The organism is Pantoea sp. UBA5035 (assembly GCF_002415245.1).
GTDB classification, from domain to species: domain Bacteria; phylum Pseudomonadota; class Gammaproteobacteria; order Enterobacterales; family Enterobacteriaceae; genus Pantoea; species Pantoea septica.
Map to the genome: position 1 here is coordinate 48,289 of NZ_DICD01000007.1, position 13,521 is coordinate 61,809.

Genomic DNA, 13,521 nt, shown 5'->3' on the forward strand with positions numbered 1-13,521 from the left:
AGAAAAAATTTCACATAAATCAATCTATGTTACCAGAAAGCCCAGATACGCTCACCACTTTGTCAGTGTCGCAGCAGGACCTGCTGATAAAGGGAAGTCAGCGACTGCGCCAGACGCTGAGGACCGTAAGGCTCGATTCTGCGCCTTGCGGCTTCGCCTAAACGTGAATCAACCGAAAGCGCCGGTATTGACATAATAGCCTGGTTCAACGCTTTGATATCTAACGCATCGCAAACGAAGCCTTCCTGACCAGCGGTAATAAATTCCGCGCCGCCGCAGCCGGTGCTGGTGATCACCGGCAAGCCGCAGGCCATCGCCTCCAGCACGACATTCGGAAAGGGATCGTAGAGCGTCGGCAGCAGCAGCCCGTCGGCGGCGTGATAAAAGGGCTGCACATCCTGCTGCACGCCGACGAACCGCAGCCTGTCGAGGCAGTTGAGCTGATTGGCGAGCTGCTGATAGCGCGACAGCTGCTTGTCCTGACCGACCACGATCAGATAGCGGTCGCTGTTCGCCAGCGCCTCGATCGCCGCCTTTAATCCTTTGCGCTCGAAGCCGGAGCCGACATAGATAAGTACCGTCGCGTTCTCCGGCAGCTGCAGCTGCTGGCGCGTCGCACGGCGGCTCGCCTCGCTGGCGGGCTGAAAGCGCTGTGCGTCGATAGCGTTATGGATCACGTGAATTTTCTCCGCGCTGAGCGAAAAGCAGCGCAGGATGTCGCGCTTCACCATCTCCGAGTTGCAGATAACCGCCTTCAGAGACGCAGCGTTGAACATCTCCGCTTCCGCCCGAAGCACGTAGCGATGATAGGGGCTGAGGGCGGCGCTCATGCGCTGCCACGGCGAGACGATGCGCGCCCGCTGCTCCAGCCAGACGCGATGCACGCCGTCGCCGGCGCGAAAAATATCGCAGCCCGCGATGCGCTCGTGGCTCTGGACGATATCGAACCGCTCTTTTTCCCAGCAGGCGCGTGCCGCGCGTGCAAAGCCGCGCTCGCGCGAGATCCGACCCAGCTTCGGCGGATTGCAGATGTGCAGATGCCAGTCGGGATTCGGCGTGCCCTGCCAGCTGCGCGTGATGATATTGAGATCGAGCTGCTCGCTGCCGAGCGCTTCCAGCGCGCGCGAGATAAAGCGTTCGGCGCCGCCGTCGGGACGATACTTCTGTCGGACGATCGCCAGGCGTAATTTAGTCATGTAAGAAATCCCTTGCAGCCTCGACCACATCGTCGACCGGAATGGCGCTGAGATAGCGCTCGCGGGTGTTGGTATCGATGGCGTCGGGATTGGGCAGCGGGCCGTAATCGCCTGCCCAGATAACGCGATTGTGATCGCCCCATGGCCGCCAGAACTGCAGCTTGGTCGGCCCGAACAGCGCGATGCACGGCGTGTCGAGCGCGGCGGCCATATGCATCGGCGCGGAGTCGACGCCGATAAAGAGTCGGGCGCGATCGATCAGCGCCGCCAGCTGCGGCAGCGTGAGCTGGCCCGCCAGCGTCACCAGATGCGGCGTCGTGCAGAGCGCCTGGATGCGCGCGATCATCGCCATCTCATGCTTGTCGGGCGCGGCGGTCAGCACCACTTTGCGGTTCGCCTGCGCCAGCTGGTCGATGGTCGCGGCGACCTTCTCCTCTTCCCAGCACTTAAAGTTCCAGCGTGAAGTCGGCTGGAAGACGATAAACGCCGAGTCGACGCCCTGTTCAGCCAGCAGCGCATCGACTTTTTGTCCGTCGACGGCGCTGTAGTGCATAGAGGCGCGCGCGCCCTGCGGCGCGATACCGAGCGGCGTCAGCGCCGTCATATTCTGCTCTACCGTATGCAGCTGATTATGGTTGCTGGTCGGCACCAGACAGTTATGGCAGCGCCGCCAGAAGGCGTTGTTGCGCTTATTGAATGCGAAGCCGATACGCAGCGGCGCGCCGCTAACCAGGGTAATCAGCGCGCTGCGCCACTGGTCGGCAATATTGATAACGATATCGTAATGGCTGGCGCGCACGGCGGCGAGCAGGTCGCGCTCGTGGCGCAGTTTGCGCCAGCTTCCTTCCTGCTTCCACTTGCGGTCGATAACGTGCAGCTGGCGAATCGCCGGATGCGCCTCCAGCATCGGCCGCGTCTCTTTGTAGAGCAGCACGTCGATATTGGCCTGCGGGTAGCGCTGGCGCAGCGCGTTGATAACCGGCGTGGTAAGCAGCATATCGCCATGGTGGCGCAGCTTGATTAGCAAAATATTGTGTGGGGTAACGTCTGCGTGAGTCGGGTTTGCCATACACAAATGCTCTTAATTTTCAGTGAGGCGATTGTAGGGCAAACCCTTCAGAGGGGAAACCTGCGGCGGCGGTTATTTGTCTCGCCAGCGCCAGAGGCGACTCAGCCACAGCAGCAGCTGATACCACTGTTTGACGCCGCGCGCGTTGCGCAGCATACGCAGATGCGTCTTGCTGGCGAAAATATCCTGGATAATCGCCTGTTTCGCGGCCGGGTCGGGCTCGCGGCGCACGCAGTGGCAGACGCTCAACGCTTCGTGAGTAATCTGCGCATGAAAAGCCGGATAGATGGTCACGCTCTCTTTGTAGCGCGCGTTGATCTCTTCCAGCATGCGGGCGATCTTCAGGTAGTGGCGCTGATACTCCACGTTGCGCTGGCCGGTACGCTTGCGGTTGCTGATCGAGGCGTCGTGCATGTAGTAGCGATAGAGCACCTGTTCGGTATAGCGCACGCGCCGCGCGTTAAACATAAATTCGGTGGTCCAGGGAATATCCTGATGATGCAAACCGGGTTCGAACCAGAGCTGCTTCTGCTCGATCAGCGACCGGCGGTAGATGCCCAGCCAGACCACATGCAGGTAACGCCGGGTTTTCAGCGCGGTATTCAGCCACGCCGCGCCGTCCAGCACCTGCGTGCTGCGCAGGCGCTCCAGCGGGATCATCGGCCTGGTGCGCTGGTCGCGCTGGAAAAACCATTCGGCGTTGCACTGCGCGGCGTCGAGATCGTCCTGTTCCGCCATCTCTACCAGCGTCTTATACATCTCGGGCCGCATGGTGTCGTCTGAATCGGGGAAGGTGACGTACTTGCCGCGCGCGACGCGCAGTCCGGCATTGCGCGCGCGCGATACGCCGCCGTTTTCCTGATGAATAACCCTGATATGGGGATGCTGCGCCGCCCAGGCGTCGGCGCGCGCGCCGGAATCGTCGGTAGAGCCGTCGTCGACGATAATGATTTCCAGCGAGGTCAGGGTCTGCGCCAGCAGCGACTGCATAAAGGCATCGAACATCTCGCCTGCGTTGTACATGGGAGAGATGATGCTGAGCAAAGGGGAAGAATCAGGCTGTCCTGTCATATTGTTCGTTTGTTTTTCCGTCGCGCCAGCTGCTTGTCCAGCCTGGCGGAAATAAAATCGTGGATATCGTTAAGCTTGCGTGCGTCCAGCTTATAGAGCTGTTCAGCCGGATGATGAAACTGATAGAGCGCCTCAAAGACAAACGAGGAGGGCGCTATGTGATCGGGGCCAATCAACAGCACGTCGCCAAGAGGGCGTTGCTCCTCAACGCTGCACGGCCCGTATATCAGGATCACCGGCACCTGCTGCGCGTCCGCAATATAGACATTCCCGGAGTCCGAGGCGACGTAAAAGTCCATTTCGCCAATAGCGGCCGGCAGGCTCTCCAGCGGAAGCTTACCGATGAGATTTACAATATTCTCTCGCTCGCCGGTTACCTTGAAGAGCTCCTGCATGCGGGTCTGCTCATTGGGGGCGCCAAAGGCGTAAAAAGTGCAGGGTAAATCGTCCAGGCTATCGAACAGCGTTTTCCAGATGGCGGGTGGTATGGTTTTAGCCTGGTTGCCAGCGGTGATGCTAAAGCCGATCCTGGCGCCCTGACCCGAATAAATCTCTTCCGGCAGCTTTTCCGGCTGCCAGAGCGGGCGGGTAGCGTGAGTAGGGTAGCTCTCTTTAGTAAAAGAGCGGTCGGCCAGTTTTAAATAGTTCTCTACCGTTAGCGTGTTTTTTTCATGGCTGACCACGCCGCTGGCGGTCAGGTAAAAAATGTCCTGATAGGCTTTGCGCTTATAGGTGGTTAAAAATTGCTTATTGCTGGCGTTGCAGCAGGCGGCGATAAATAAATTGAGGTTGTTGGGATGCAGCAGATAGATATTGTCGTAACGATTGAGTAGCTGACATATCAGCCTGAACTTCTTTATCAGGCTGCTTTTGTGATCTTCGATATACCAGAGGGTTTCCAGCGTATCGTCGCGCTCCGCCAGCGGCGCAACGCTGCGGCTTAGCAGCGCATCACTTTTTTGCAGATGGGCAAGCAGCGGCGTGATATTCACGAAATCGCCGATTTTTGCTGTCTGAATTACCAGATTTTTACCCGTGCGAGGATGCAGCAGCTTCATCACCCACTTGACCGGCAGAAACAGCAGAAAAAGTATGACGTAATTCAAAATATTTTCCCTTTATCCGGTCACGCCGAAAGGGAGACCTTTTTAGCTCGTAAGCTGCGGAGCGGCAGATAATTCCGTGTGCGACCGCTGCGCAAGCTGTAGATACTGCTCGCAAATAACGGAGAGACTATAAATGCTTAGGTCGAGATGATGCAACTCAGGCGGGTAATGATAGATTTCACGCATTTTCTCCGCCAGCGAGGCGGCGTTCATCTCAGCGAGTCCACGCGCCAAATCGTGCGTCAGGATCGTTGCCGGTCCGCCCGGGCAGCGCGTGCTAACGACCGGCGTCTGGCAGATTAACGCTTCGACCAGCACGTTGCCGAATCCCTCGCTATCGGAGCTGACGACCAGCAGCCGGGCATGGCGTATCCAGGGATAGGGATTCGCCTGGAATCCCTGAAAGATCACCCGCTCTGCAATACCCAGGCTATCCGCCAGGCGGCGCAGCTGCGCCGCGCGTTCAGGGCTGCCCTGGCCAAGCAGCACCAGCGGAGCCTGAATGCCGCTTTGCGCATAGGCCTCAAGCAGCCTGTCGTGGCGTTTGGTTTCGTGGAAGCGGCCAACGTGCAGAATGAAATCGGTACCGGCCAGCGGGCAGGGTTTCGCCGCCAGCTGTTTGATCTGTTCAAAATCGAATGGATTGGCGATCACTTGGGTACGGCTCGGTCGCACGCCGACGTTTTCAATTAAATCTTCCAGCACGTAAGGCGAAACGGCAATCAGCTGGCGATTCTGGTAGACGTGGCGAATTTTTAAGCGTTTCAGCCACAGAGAGAACCCCGACTTACGCGCCAGGTAAGAGGCAGAAAAGACGCCGTGCAGGCAATACCAGGTTTTACGGGGATCCAGCACGCGTGAGTGCTTGACGATACGATCGGTTTTATGGAGGTGTGACAGCGCCAGGTCGAACGCGCCCTCAGCCCTTTGCGCCTGGTTAACGGCCTGATCGAGCAGGCGCGCGCGACGATGCGTTTCGGTGAGTTTACGCCAGGGCAGTTTACAGCGGTCTTTAATCACCTTGTAATCGACGCCTTCGGGAATAGGGTAGTCGCATACGCTACGCAAAGAGAAGAGCGAAACGCGATGTCCCAGCGCCACCAGCCCTTCCGCCAGCGTCAGCACGACTTTCTCAGCGCCTCCGCCAGGCAAGCCATCAATGATCATCAGTATGCGTTTCGACAAAATACCTACCTCAACATGCCAGCCTGTATAGTGTGAAACCTAAGGCTGTCTCGACCTGGCAGCAAAAAGTGTATAAACACTAATCTCGTTATCGCTCAATTTTAAGGGAGTCGCGACAGAAAAGCCTAACCTTGTTTTTCATAACCTTAACTTAACAACACGTAAGAAATTACAGCGTAAATAAGTTTAGTTTAACCAAACATGCTCTGCTTTAAGAGAAGCAAAGGGGCGTGCGGTTAAATTTTTTGCGACTTGTGCTCAGCCTGCGTAACATAACGCTTTAAAGCGACACCTCGTATTACGGATAAGTCATGGAAAAACCAGCATTTTTAATTACGCTCGATACTGAAGGCGATAACCTGTGGCGCAACCGTAGCGGCCAGGTCACGACGCATAACGTCCGTTTTCTGCCGCGTTTTCAGGCGCTCTGCGAGAAATATGGTTTTAAACCGACCTGGCTGACCAATTACGAGATGGCGAGCGATCCCGCCTATGTCGATTTTGCCCGTGATTTTCTGGCGCGCGGACAAGGCGAAGTGGGTATGCACCTGCACGCCTGGCATAGTCCGCCCGCTCACGCGCTGACCGATGATGACTGGCGCTATCAGCCCTACCTTATCGAATATCCTGAGCAGATCCTGCGCGACAAGGTCGCCTTTATGACCGATCTGCTGGAGGAGACGTTTCAGACCAAAATGCGTAGCCATCGCGCAGGACGTTGGGCGTTCAACGAAATCTACGCGCAGGCGCTGGTAGATAACGGCTACCTTGTCGACTGTTCCGTCACGCCGCGCGTTGACTGGCGCGGCTCCGCCGGCGCGCCGCAGGGAAAGGGCGGCACCGATTACAGCCGTTTCCCTGACCATGCCTATTTCCTCAATCTCAACGATATCTCGCAGCCTGGCCAGTCAGGCCTGCTGGAAGTGCCCATGAGCATCCAGTATCGGCACGGGATTTTTGCCAGCCGGTTGAAAAAAGCCTGGGATGGCCTGCGCGGCAAACGGCGGGGGCCTTCGGTAAACTGGCTCCGGCCGGTCGGCGGCAACGTGGCGCAGATGAAGCGGGTGGCAGAGCAGTGCTTAAGCCAGGGCAGCGACTACGTGGAGTTTATGCTGCACTCTTCCGAGTTCATGCCCGACGGCAGCCCGACCTTTAAAAATGAGGCGGATATTGAGCGTTTGTATGAGGATCTGGAGCAGCTGTTTAGCTGGTTGCAGAGCCGCACCCGGGGCTTGACGCTGACCGAGTTTGCCGTGCAGAAAAAGCAGCAGTTACTCCCGGCGGTATAGCGCCGCAGCGGGCTTTTTTTTGCCAATGCGGCGCAGCGACGAGAAAAAGGTGTCCAGACCGGGATAGCGCATCTGCCAGTACTTCTTCGGTCGGCAGTAGCCTCGACACAGCACGGCGGCGGCTTTTAGCGCTTTTCGGGTATCGGCGGAGTAGTAGTAGTAGCCATACAGCGCCTTTGACATGCTTTTTACTTCGCTAAAGCAGTTCAGCATCATGCCCGTCGCCAGCCTTCGAAAATCAGGCTCACTGCGTCTCGCTTTAGCCATTGTTCGTATTTTTTCCAGAGCGAACAGCATGTCGCTTATATCGCTCGGACGAACGTTGCGCGTTATGCCGCGGCGGTTGTCGCGGTAGTAGTAGAGCGTGTTCTCCAGATGGCTAATCCGGCGCGTTTTGAAGTACTGAAAGGGCGTAAAAATAACATCTTCATAGCGACGGCCATCCTCGAAACGCTCATCAGCCAGCAGGGTATGGCGATAGATCCGATTCCACAAATGCCACATCGCGCGTTGAAACAGCGGCTGCAAGCAGGCGAGGCCCTGCGAAGAAAAATCATAGGGCGTTCGCTGCGCCGTTTCGCTCTGCGGCGCGACAGGCGGCGTCTCATCAAAGCGTGCATAGTTGAAATCAATCAGGTCATCGCTGCCTGCAAGCAGCACGGGCTTAATGATCGCATAGTAGTTGCTGCTTACCAGGTCGTCGCCGTCCAGGAAGGTCACAAACTCGCCGTGCGCATGCCGTAATCCCACATTGCGCGTTGTCGCAATGCCCTGATTTTGCTGGCGGATAAAGGTGATGTGGCAGTGAGCGTAGCGCGCCACCAGCGCCGTAACCTGCTGCGTTGAGCCATCGGTCGAGCCATCATCGATAATAACGATCTGCATATCGTCATCAGCCTGGGTCAGCAGCGAGGTCAGACAGGCGGTAATAAACGCCTCGTCATTGTGAAAAGGAACAATGACGCTCAGCAAATAGCGCTGTTCTGCCATTAACGCCGATCCTCGGATAGATAAGGCTGTTTCACAATCATGACGCTAAAGATAATTGCCAGACAATAAAGCAGCGTCCCTTCCGTACTAAAGAAAATAACGTCGCTCAGGCCATAAATGATGAGCGAGATCCCGACAGAGAGTAACGCCGGGTTGCGCAGCGGCCTGAAGGCGCTGTAAATCAGGCTCAGGTAGAGGCCGATAAGCGACACAATGCCGAACAGACCCTTAATTGAAAAGTTTTCCAGCACTTCATTATGCATATGCACGGTGAGGTAGATTTGCGCGCCGTACAGGCTGGGGTTTTGTTTGATAAGGGCTTCCGCTTTCTCGCCGCGCTCCTCAGCCGATTGCCCTGCCAGAGCGGTGGCGCCGGTTTTCATGGCGACGGTCTGCATGCTAAGACGGGAGATAATCGAATTCTCTCCCTGCGTCTCGTGCATCATCGCAATGTTATCTTTGAGATCCTGAATTCGTGCCTGAATTTTGCTCTGAAATACCAGCGCGCTAATCACCAGCAATACCGGCAGGGCGGTAAAGAGAATAATTTTATGCTTACGCTGTATGACATCTTTGGTGAACAGCACCTGGATCAGCACCAGAATGGGATAGGCCAGCATAGCCGCGCGCGTTCCGGTCAGAATGATGGTGGTATAGGTCACCATAAACAGCAGGGCAAACAGCCAGATTTTATGCCGCGTTCTGAATAACAGCGCGGATTTAATAAAAATCAGGTTCACCGCTGTAAGGATATAGGCGGCGATGGTGGCGCGATCGTAATTAAGCTCTACGCGGCCGATCTCGAGATGGATACCCTGATACAGCGCATAGGCGTTTACCGCGAGTCCTGTAATCATGGCGGCAACCAGCGCGCTTCGCTGGCGAATGCGCTGGTCATTCAGCGTAACCAGCAGCAGAAACGAGGCTGCAATTTGCAGCCTGCCGGTTGACTGATACTGGCGGTAGAGCGTGATGTAATCGCCCGGCTGTTTATAGATCGTCGTCCAGAGAATGCTCACCAGGCCGACCAGAAAAAGGGCGATGGGCAACACCAGATGCTTTTTATCTTGCAGATAATATCTGGCGTGAATGATAAAACCCGCTAGCGCCAGATAGCTGGTGATGTAAAAAACGTTTCTGCCGAATGATCCGCCAAAGGGCGCGGTCAAAAAGGCGAGCGCGCAGCCGGCGAAAATGAGCAGGCTAAAATAGAGATGCGGCGTATCCTGTCGAAATAGAGTCAGCTTAATGTTCATCGTTACTACCCGTTATAGCGCTCAACGCGCCGTTGAATTCAGTCCTGAAAACGGCGTAATCAAAATGCTCTTTTGTCCACTGCTTCGCCTGTTGGCTAAAACGCTGATAGGTTTGCTGATCAAATAAGGTTTCTACCGCATCCGCACAGGCGACATGAGAAAGCAGCAGCGGCCGGGTCATGATATTTCGCACGGGATCGTAGACGTCGTAAGGAAAATCGACGCGTATTCCCGTCAGCTTTTCATGCTCTTCAATAGAGACGGAAGGAGTAAGGCCGATGCCGCATACGCCGTTTTTTATTACTTCAGGCTGCCCATCTACCAGAGGATAAATAACCGGCACGCCGAAATAGAGAGACTCCATGCAGGAGAGACCAAAGGGCTCCGTTACCGGCGTGCTCATATAGATATCGATGCGGTTGAAAAAGGGCGCAATATCCTGCTGGAAGCCGCTAAAGATGACCTTATCCTCAATGCCCAGCCTGCTGGCCAGCGCGATAAAAGCGTCACGATCGGGCCCTTTGCCGGCGATCTCAAGCGTTACGTCATGGCCGCGACGCAGCAACTCTTTTAGCGTCAACAGCGTAACGCTTATGCCTTTCAGGCTGACCTGACGCGAGGCGGTGCCGATTTTGATCGGCGACGTGAGCGCGCGCGGTTCCTGGCGTATGCCGGGCGGCGTCATGATGCGGTTAATAACCACATAATGGGGGCAGGGCAGGTTGAAACGATGCTTCATCACTTGAGAAGAGGCTGACGAGGCGGAGATGACGCCATCTAACATGCGCATAAAGCTCAGGGTCTTATGATTCTCTGGATAGCGCCAGGAACAGCCATGATCGTAATAGACCAGCTTCGCGCGTTTCGGCCTTGCCGTCAGCCGCGGCACCAGGTCCCAGACGACGATCACCTGCGCATCGCTGGCTTCAGCCCGCTTCTGCAGCAGGTACTTCCTGAGAAACTGAGGCGCTTTTAGCGTAAGGCCATTAACTAACCGGTTGGCGAAAACGATCTTTTGCTGCGGCATCTGGCGTCGGATATCTTCGTCAATCTCATTACTGATGCAGATAACGTCATCTTTGCCATCAGAAAAGTCGTTGATATATTGAAGAAAAAGACGCTCGACGCCGCCCATCTTGCCGAGATTGATAATGTGGAGCTTTTTCATCCCAAAAACGTCTCCAGCCTTTCGGCGACCGCTTGCGCACTGATCTCTGACATGCTGTTGCCCTGAGGTGGGCAGAGAGCCTGCTGATTCTGCCCATATCCCCCAATCAGCCCCGGATCCGTCGGCCCGTAGAGCGTAATGTTAGGGCGATCGAGCGCCGCGGTAAGATGGCTTAGCCCGGTATCTACCGACACCACCGCCTTCGCCCCCGCCAGCTCGCGCGCTATCGCTTCCAGCGTCAGCTTCGGCAGCACCTCGACATAGTCGAAGCCTTCCGCCAGGCGCTGGGCGCGCTGATGCTCGTGCTCGGCGCCCCACGGCAGCTTGATACGCAGTCCCGAGGGCTGGAGCAGGCCGATCAGCTCGCGCCAGTGGCTTTCCGGCCAGTGCTTGTTGTCGCGCGTCGTGGCGTGAAGAAACACCAGATAGGGGGCAATATCCTGCGGCACGTCGCGCAGAAAGTGCGCGGCGATGGCGTAGTCGCCCTGGGTTTGCGGCTTCTCGTAGCCAAGGCTCTTCGCGAATAGCTCGCGCGTGCGCTCTACCGCATGCTGCTTTTTATCAATCTCATGGCGTTGGTCGTACCACCAGCTAGCGAAGGGTTCGCGCGCGCTGCGGCTGTCCTGGCCATGCTTGACGCCTCTGGCGAGACGGGTCACCAGCGCAGCGCTTTTGATCAGCCCCTGCGCGTCGATCACCACATCATACTGGCGCGACTGCAAATCGCGCTTGAAGCGCACCCGCTCTTCGCGCTGCTGACTGCCGAACCAGTGTTTGCGCCAGCGGCGAATGGCGACCGGCAGGACTTTGTCCACCGCCGGATGCCAGGAGGGGATCTGGGCGAAATTCTCTTCCACCACCCAGTCGAAGCGAATGCCAGGGATCGCCTGCATGGCGTCGGTTAACGCGGGAAGGGTATGAAGCACATCGCCCATCGACGACGTTTTGACGATCAGGACGTGCATGCCGTCTCCTGCGGATGAGCCAGCAGTTCGCTCAGTTCCTGATAAACGCGCTGCGGCGGGATGTCGATCAGGCTCTGATGATAGCCCTGCACGGCATCGCCTTTGCGAACCTTATGGTAGCCGGTAATCAGGCGAATAATGCGCACCTGCTTTGAAAGCGGCGGCGTGAAATCGGGGCTGCTTGGGCCGTACAGCGCCACCAGCGGCCGGTTGAGCGCGGCGGCAATATGCATCAGTCCCGAATCGTTGCTGACCACGGCGTTACAGCGCGCAATCAGGATAACCGCCTGCTCAAGCTGCGTCTCGCCCGCCAGGTTACGGCAGTAGTGGCGCGCCTCGGCGGGCAGCGCCGCGATAATCTCTTCGCCGCACTCGCGATCTTTTGCCGAGCCGAACAGCACGACCTGATTGCCTTCGGCAATCAGCTGCTGTGCCAGCGCGGCATAGTGATAGTGCGGCCAGCGCTTCGCTGGACCAAACTCCGCGCCCGGGCAAAAACCGATCAGCGGCCGCTCCGCCGAGATCTGAAACTGGGCGGAGGTTTCGATTTTTTCCTGGTCGTCTACCTGAAGCTGGGGCCAGAGCAGCGGCTGCGGCAGCTGCTGCGCCGAAGCGACCGGCACGTCACAGGCGAGCGCGATATAGCGCTCCACCATCAGCGGAAACGCCGTCTTGTCCAGCACGCGCATATCGTTCAGAAGGCCGTAGCGCATCTCGCCGCGCCAGCCGATGCGACGTTTAATCCCGGCGAAAAAAGGCACCAGTGCGGATTTAAAGGAGTTCGGCAGCACATAGGCGCGATCGTAGCCGCTGGCGCGCAGCGATTTGCCGATGCGCCGACGCTCGCCGAGCGCCAGCGCGCCGTGTCCAAGCGGCATCGCCAGCGCCTGACTCACTTCCGGCATGCGTGACAGTAACGGACGGCACCAGGCTGGCGCCATCACATCAATCACGGCGTCCGGATGTTGGGCCTTGAGGGAGCGATAGAGGCTTTGCGACATCATCATATCGCCGACCCACGATGGGCCAATAACCAGAATTTTCATCGCGGGTACGCGTTCCTTATGCGCTGCGGTTCAGCCAGGCCATATACTCGGCCACGCCCTGCGCGACGGTTTTGAACGGCTTGTCATATCCGGCCGCGCGCAGACTGGTGAGGTCTGCCTGAGTATAGGCCTGATAGCGGCCTTTGAGTTTTTCCGGGAAGGGAATGTACTCAATTTGCCCTTTCTGATGGAATTTCAGCACCGCGTCCGCCACTTCCTGGAACGATTCGGCGCGACCGGTGCCGCAGTTATAGATACCGGAAATCTTGTTTTCCCAGCACCACAGATTTACCGCGACCACGTCGTCAACGTGGATAAAGTCGCGCTGGAAGCCTTCGCTGCCTTCAAACAGCTTAGGGTTTTCGCCGTTAGCGATCTGGGTGTTGAGATGAAACGCCACGCTCGCCATGCTGCCTTTGTGGCCTTCGCGCGGGCCGTAAACGTTGAAGTAGCGGAAGCCGCACACCGGCGAGTCCGCTTCCGGCAGGATCTGGCGCACATAGTGATCGAACAGCATTTTAGAGTAGCCGTAAACGTTCAGCGGCTGCTCATACTCGCGCTTCTCGATAAAGTTGTCGTTGCGGCCGCCGTAGGTGGCAGCGGAGGAAGCGTAAAGGAAAGGAATTTCGCGCTCGAGGCAGTAGTGCAGCAGATCTTTCGAGTACTGATAGTTATTGTCCATCATGTACTTGCCGTCCCACTCCGTGGTCGCGGAGCAGGCGCCTTCATGGAATACCGCCTCGATCGGACCGAAATCCTCGCCCGCTGCGATATAGGTCAGAAACTCCTCTTTATCCATGTAGTCGCTGATATCCAGATCGGCCAGATTGACGAACTTGGTGCCGTCTTTCAGGTTGTCGACGACCAGAATATCGCTGATGCCGCGATCGTTGAGCGCCTTGACGATATTGCTGCCAATCATTCCTGCGCCGCCAGTGACGATAATCATGTGCTCTACCTTTAAACGTTGGGGCATGAAACAGGCGGTTTCACGCGCTAATGTCTCACATCATAACATTTCATCACGGAGCAGACAGCCAGATGACTCCGACACGCCGCTGCCTGCACGCTCTCTGACGTGAACTATGCTGCAAAATTAACATTCTCCTGGTGGATTTATCGTTAGCACCCTTCTTCTTCAGTAAGATGTGCCGAATTTATGCCATCTGAGGAGAACAAT

General features: G+C 56.8%; 12 protein-coding genes. 1 reads left to right on the plus strand and 11 read right to left on the minus strand.

What is annotated here, in order from left to right; all coding sequences use genetic code 11:
• Positions 1-62: 62 nt before the first annotated feature.
• From B3229_RS04430 to B3229_RS04450, 5 genes are all read right to left on the minus strand, one after another.
• The gene (locus B3229_RS04430) at positions 63-1,196 is read right to left on the minus strand and encodes a glycosyltransferase family 4 protein (RefSeq protein WP_286869741.1); all 1,134 of its coding nucleotides are present in this window, start codon (positions 1,194-1,196) and stop codon (positions 63-65) included.
• A complete protein-coding gene (rfaQ, locus tag B3229_RS04435) occupies positions 1,189-2,265 on the minus strand; it encodes a putative lipopolysaccharide heptosyltransferase III (RefSeq protein ID WP_286869744.1) in 1,077 nt (358 codons plus the stop codon). The genes B3229_RS04430 and rfaQ overlap by 8 nt, the downstream gene beginning before the upstream one ends.
• 72 nt (positions 2,266-2,337) lie before the next feature.
• On the minus strand, positions 2,338-3,336 hold the full coding sequence (locus B3229_RS04440) for a glycosyltransferase (RefSeq protein WP_075203186.1): 999 nt from the start codon (positions 3,334-3,336) through the stop codon (positions 2,338-2,340).
• The gene (locus B3229_RS04445; protein WP_286869747.1) at positions 3,333-4,442 is read right to left on the minus strand and encodes a glycosyltransferase family 9 protein; all 1,110 of its coding nucleotides are present in this window, start codon (positions 4,440-4,442) and stop codon (positions 3,333-3,335) included. Before B3229_RS04445 ends, B3229_RS04440 begins: the two co-directional genes overlap by 4 nt.
• Before the next feature lie 42 nt (positions 4,443-4,484).
• On the minus strand, positions 4,485-5,609 hold the full coding sequence (locus B3229_RS04450; protein ID WP_286869842.1) for a glycosyltransferase: 1,125 nt from the start codon (positions 5,607-5,609) through the stop codon (positions 4,485-4,487).
• A 329-nt stretch (positions 5,610-5,938) separates the two neighbouring features.
• On the opposite strand from B3229_RS04450, the gene B3229_RS04455 reads away from it, so the two are divergent.
• A complete protein-coding gene (locus B3229_RS04455) occupies positions 5,939-6,916 on the plus strand; it encodes a polysaccharide deacetylase family protein (protein ID WP_048782886.1) in 978 nt (325 codons plus the stop codon).
• Here the strand turns inward: B3229_RS04455 and B3229_RS04460 are convergent.
• Genes B3229_RS04460 through rfaD form a run of 6 tightly spaced genes read right to left on the minus strand, consistent with a single transcriptional unit; the run spans position 6,899 to position 13,290 of the window.
• The gene (locus tag B3229_RS04460; RefSeq protein ID WP_286869751.1) at positions 6,899-7,906 is read right to left on the minus strand and encodes a glycosyltransferase; all 1,008 of its coding nucleotides are present in this window, start codon (positions 7,904-7,906) and stop codon (positions 6,899-6,901) included. The genes B3229_RS04455 and B3229_RS04460 overlap by 18 nt on opposite strands.
• Entirely contained in the window at positions 7,906-9,162 is a 1,257-nt protein-coding gene (locus tag B3229_RS04465) for an O-antigen ligase family protein (protein ID WP_048782890.1), read from the minus strand. The genes B3229_RS04460 and B3229_RS04465 overlap by 1 nt, the downstream gene beginning before the upstream one ends.
• Positions 9,152-10,330, minus strand: coding sequence for a glycosyltransferase (locus B3229_RS04470; RefSeq protein WP_286869754.1), 1,179 nt, complete (start codon positions 10,328-10,330; stop codon positions 9,152-9,154). Before B3229_RS04470 ends, B3229_RS04465 begins: the two co-directional genes overlap by 11 nt.
• Positions 10,327-11,295 (minus strand): lipopolysaccharide heptosyltransferase RfaC, encoded by a 969-nt coding sequence (gene rfaC, locus B3229_RS04475; RefSeq protein ID WP_048782894.1) that lies wholly within the window; start codon positions 11,293-11,295, stop codon positions 10,327-10,329. The genes B3229_RS04470 and rfaC overlap by 4 nt, the downstream gene beginning before the upstream one ends.
• Complete coding sequence (gene rfaF / locus B3229_RS04480; RefSeq protein ID WP_286869756.1) at positions 11,283-12,341, minus strand: ADP-heptose--LPS heptosyltransferase RfaF; 1,059 nt, start codon at positions 12,339-12,341, stop codon at positions 11,283-11,285. The genes rfaC and rfaF overlap by 13 nt, the downstream gene beginning before the upstream one ends.
• A gap of 16 nt (positions 12,342-12,357) precedes the next feature.
• Positions 12,358-13,290, minus strand: a complete 933-nt coding sequence (gene rfaD, locus B3229_RS04485; RefSeq protein ID WP_033754343.1) for an ADP-glyceromanno-heptose 6-epimerase — start codon at positions 13,288-13,290, stop codon at positions 12,358-12,360.
• Between the last annotated feature and the right edge of the window lie 231 nt (positions 13,291-13,521).

Bases quoted from the DNA above. Each gene is read 5' to 3' on its own strand.
- B3229_RS04430 (WP_286869741.1), bottom strand. From the start codon at position 1,196: ATGACTAAATTACGCCTGGCGATCGTCCGACAGAAGTATCGTCCCGAC.
- B3229_RS04450 (WP_286869842.1), bottom strand. From the start codon at position 5,609: ATGATCATTGATGGCTTGCCTGGCGGAGGCGCTGAGAAAGTCGTGCTG.
- B3229_RS04465 (WP_048782890.1), bottom strand. From the start codon at position 9,162: ATGAACATTAAGCTGACTCTATTTCGACAGGATACGCCGCATCTCTAT.
- B3229_RS04440 (WP_075203186.1), bottom strand. From the start codon at position 3,336: ATGACAGGACAGCCTGATTCTTCCCCTTTGCTCAGCATCATCTCTCCC.
- rfaD (WP_033754343.1), bottom strand. From the start codon at position 13,290: ATGATTATCGTCACTGGCGGCGCAGGAATGATTGGCAGCAATATCGTC.
- rfaC (WP_048782894.1), bottom strand. From the start codon at position 11,295: ATGCACGTCCTGATCGTCAAAACGTCGTCGATGGGCGATGTGCTTCAT.
- rfaF (WP_286869756.1), bottom strand. From the start codon at position 12,341: ATGAAAATTCTGGTTATTGGCCCATCGTGGGTCGGCGATATGATGATG.
- B3229_RS04460 (WP_286869751.1), bottom strand. From the start codon at position 7,906: ATGGCAGAACAGCGCTATTTGCTGAGCGTCATTGTTCCTTTTCACAAT.
- B3229_RS04470 (WP_286869754.1), bottom strand. From the start codon at position 10,330: ATGAAAAAGCTCCACATTATCAATCTCGGCAAGATGGGCGGCGTCGAG.
- rfaQ (WP_286869744.1), bottom strand. From the start codon at position 2,265: ATGGCAAACCCGACTCACGCAGACGTTACCCCACACAATATTTTGCTA.
- B3229_RS04455 (WP_048782886.1), top strand. From the start codon at position 5,939: ATGGAAAAACCAGCATTTTTAATTACGCTCGATACTGAAGGCGATAAC.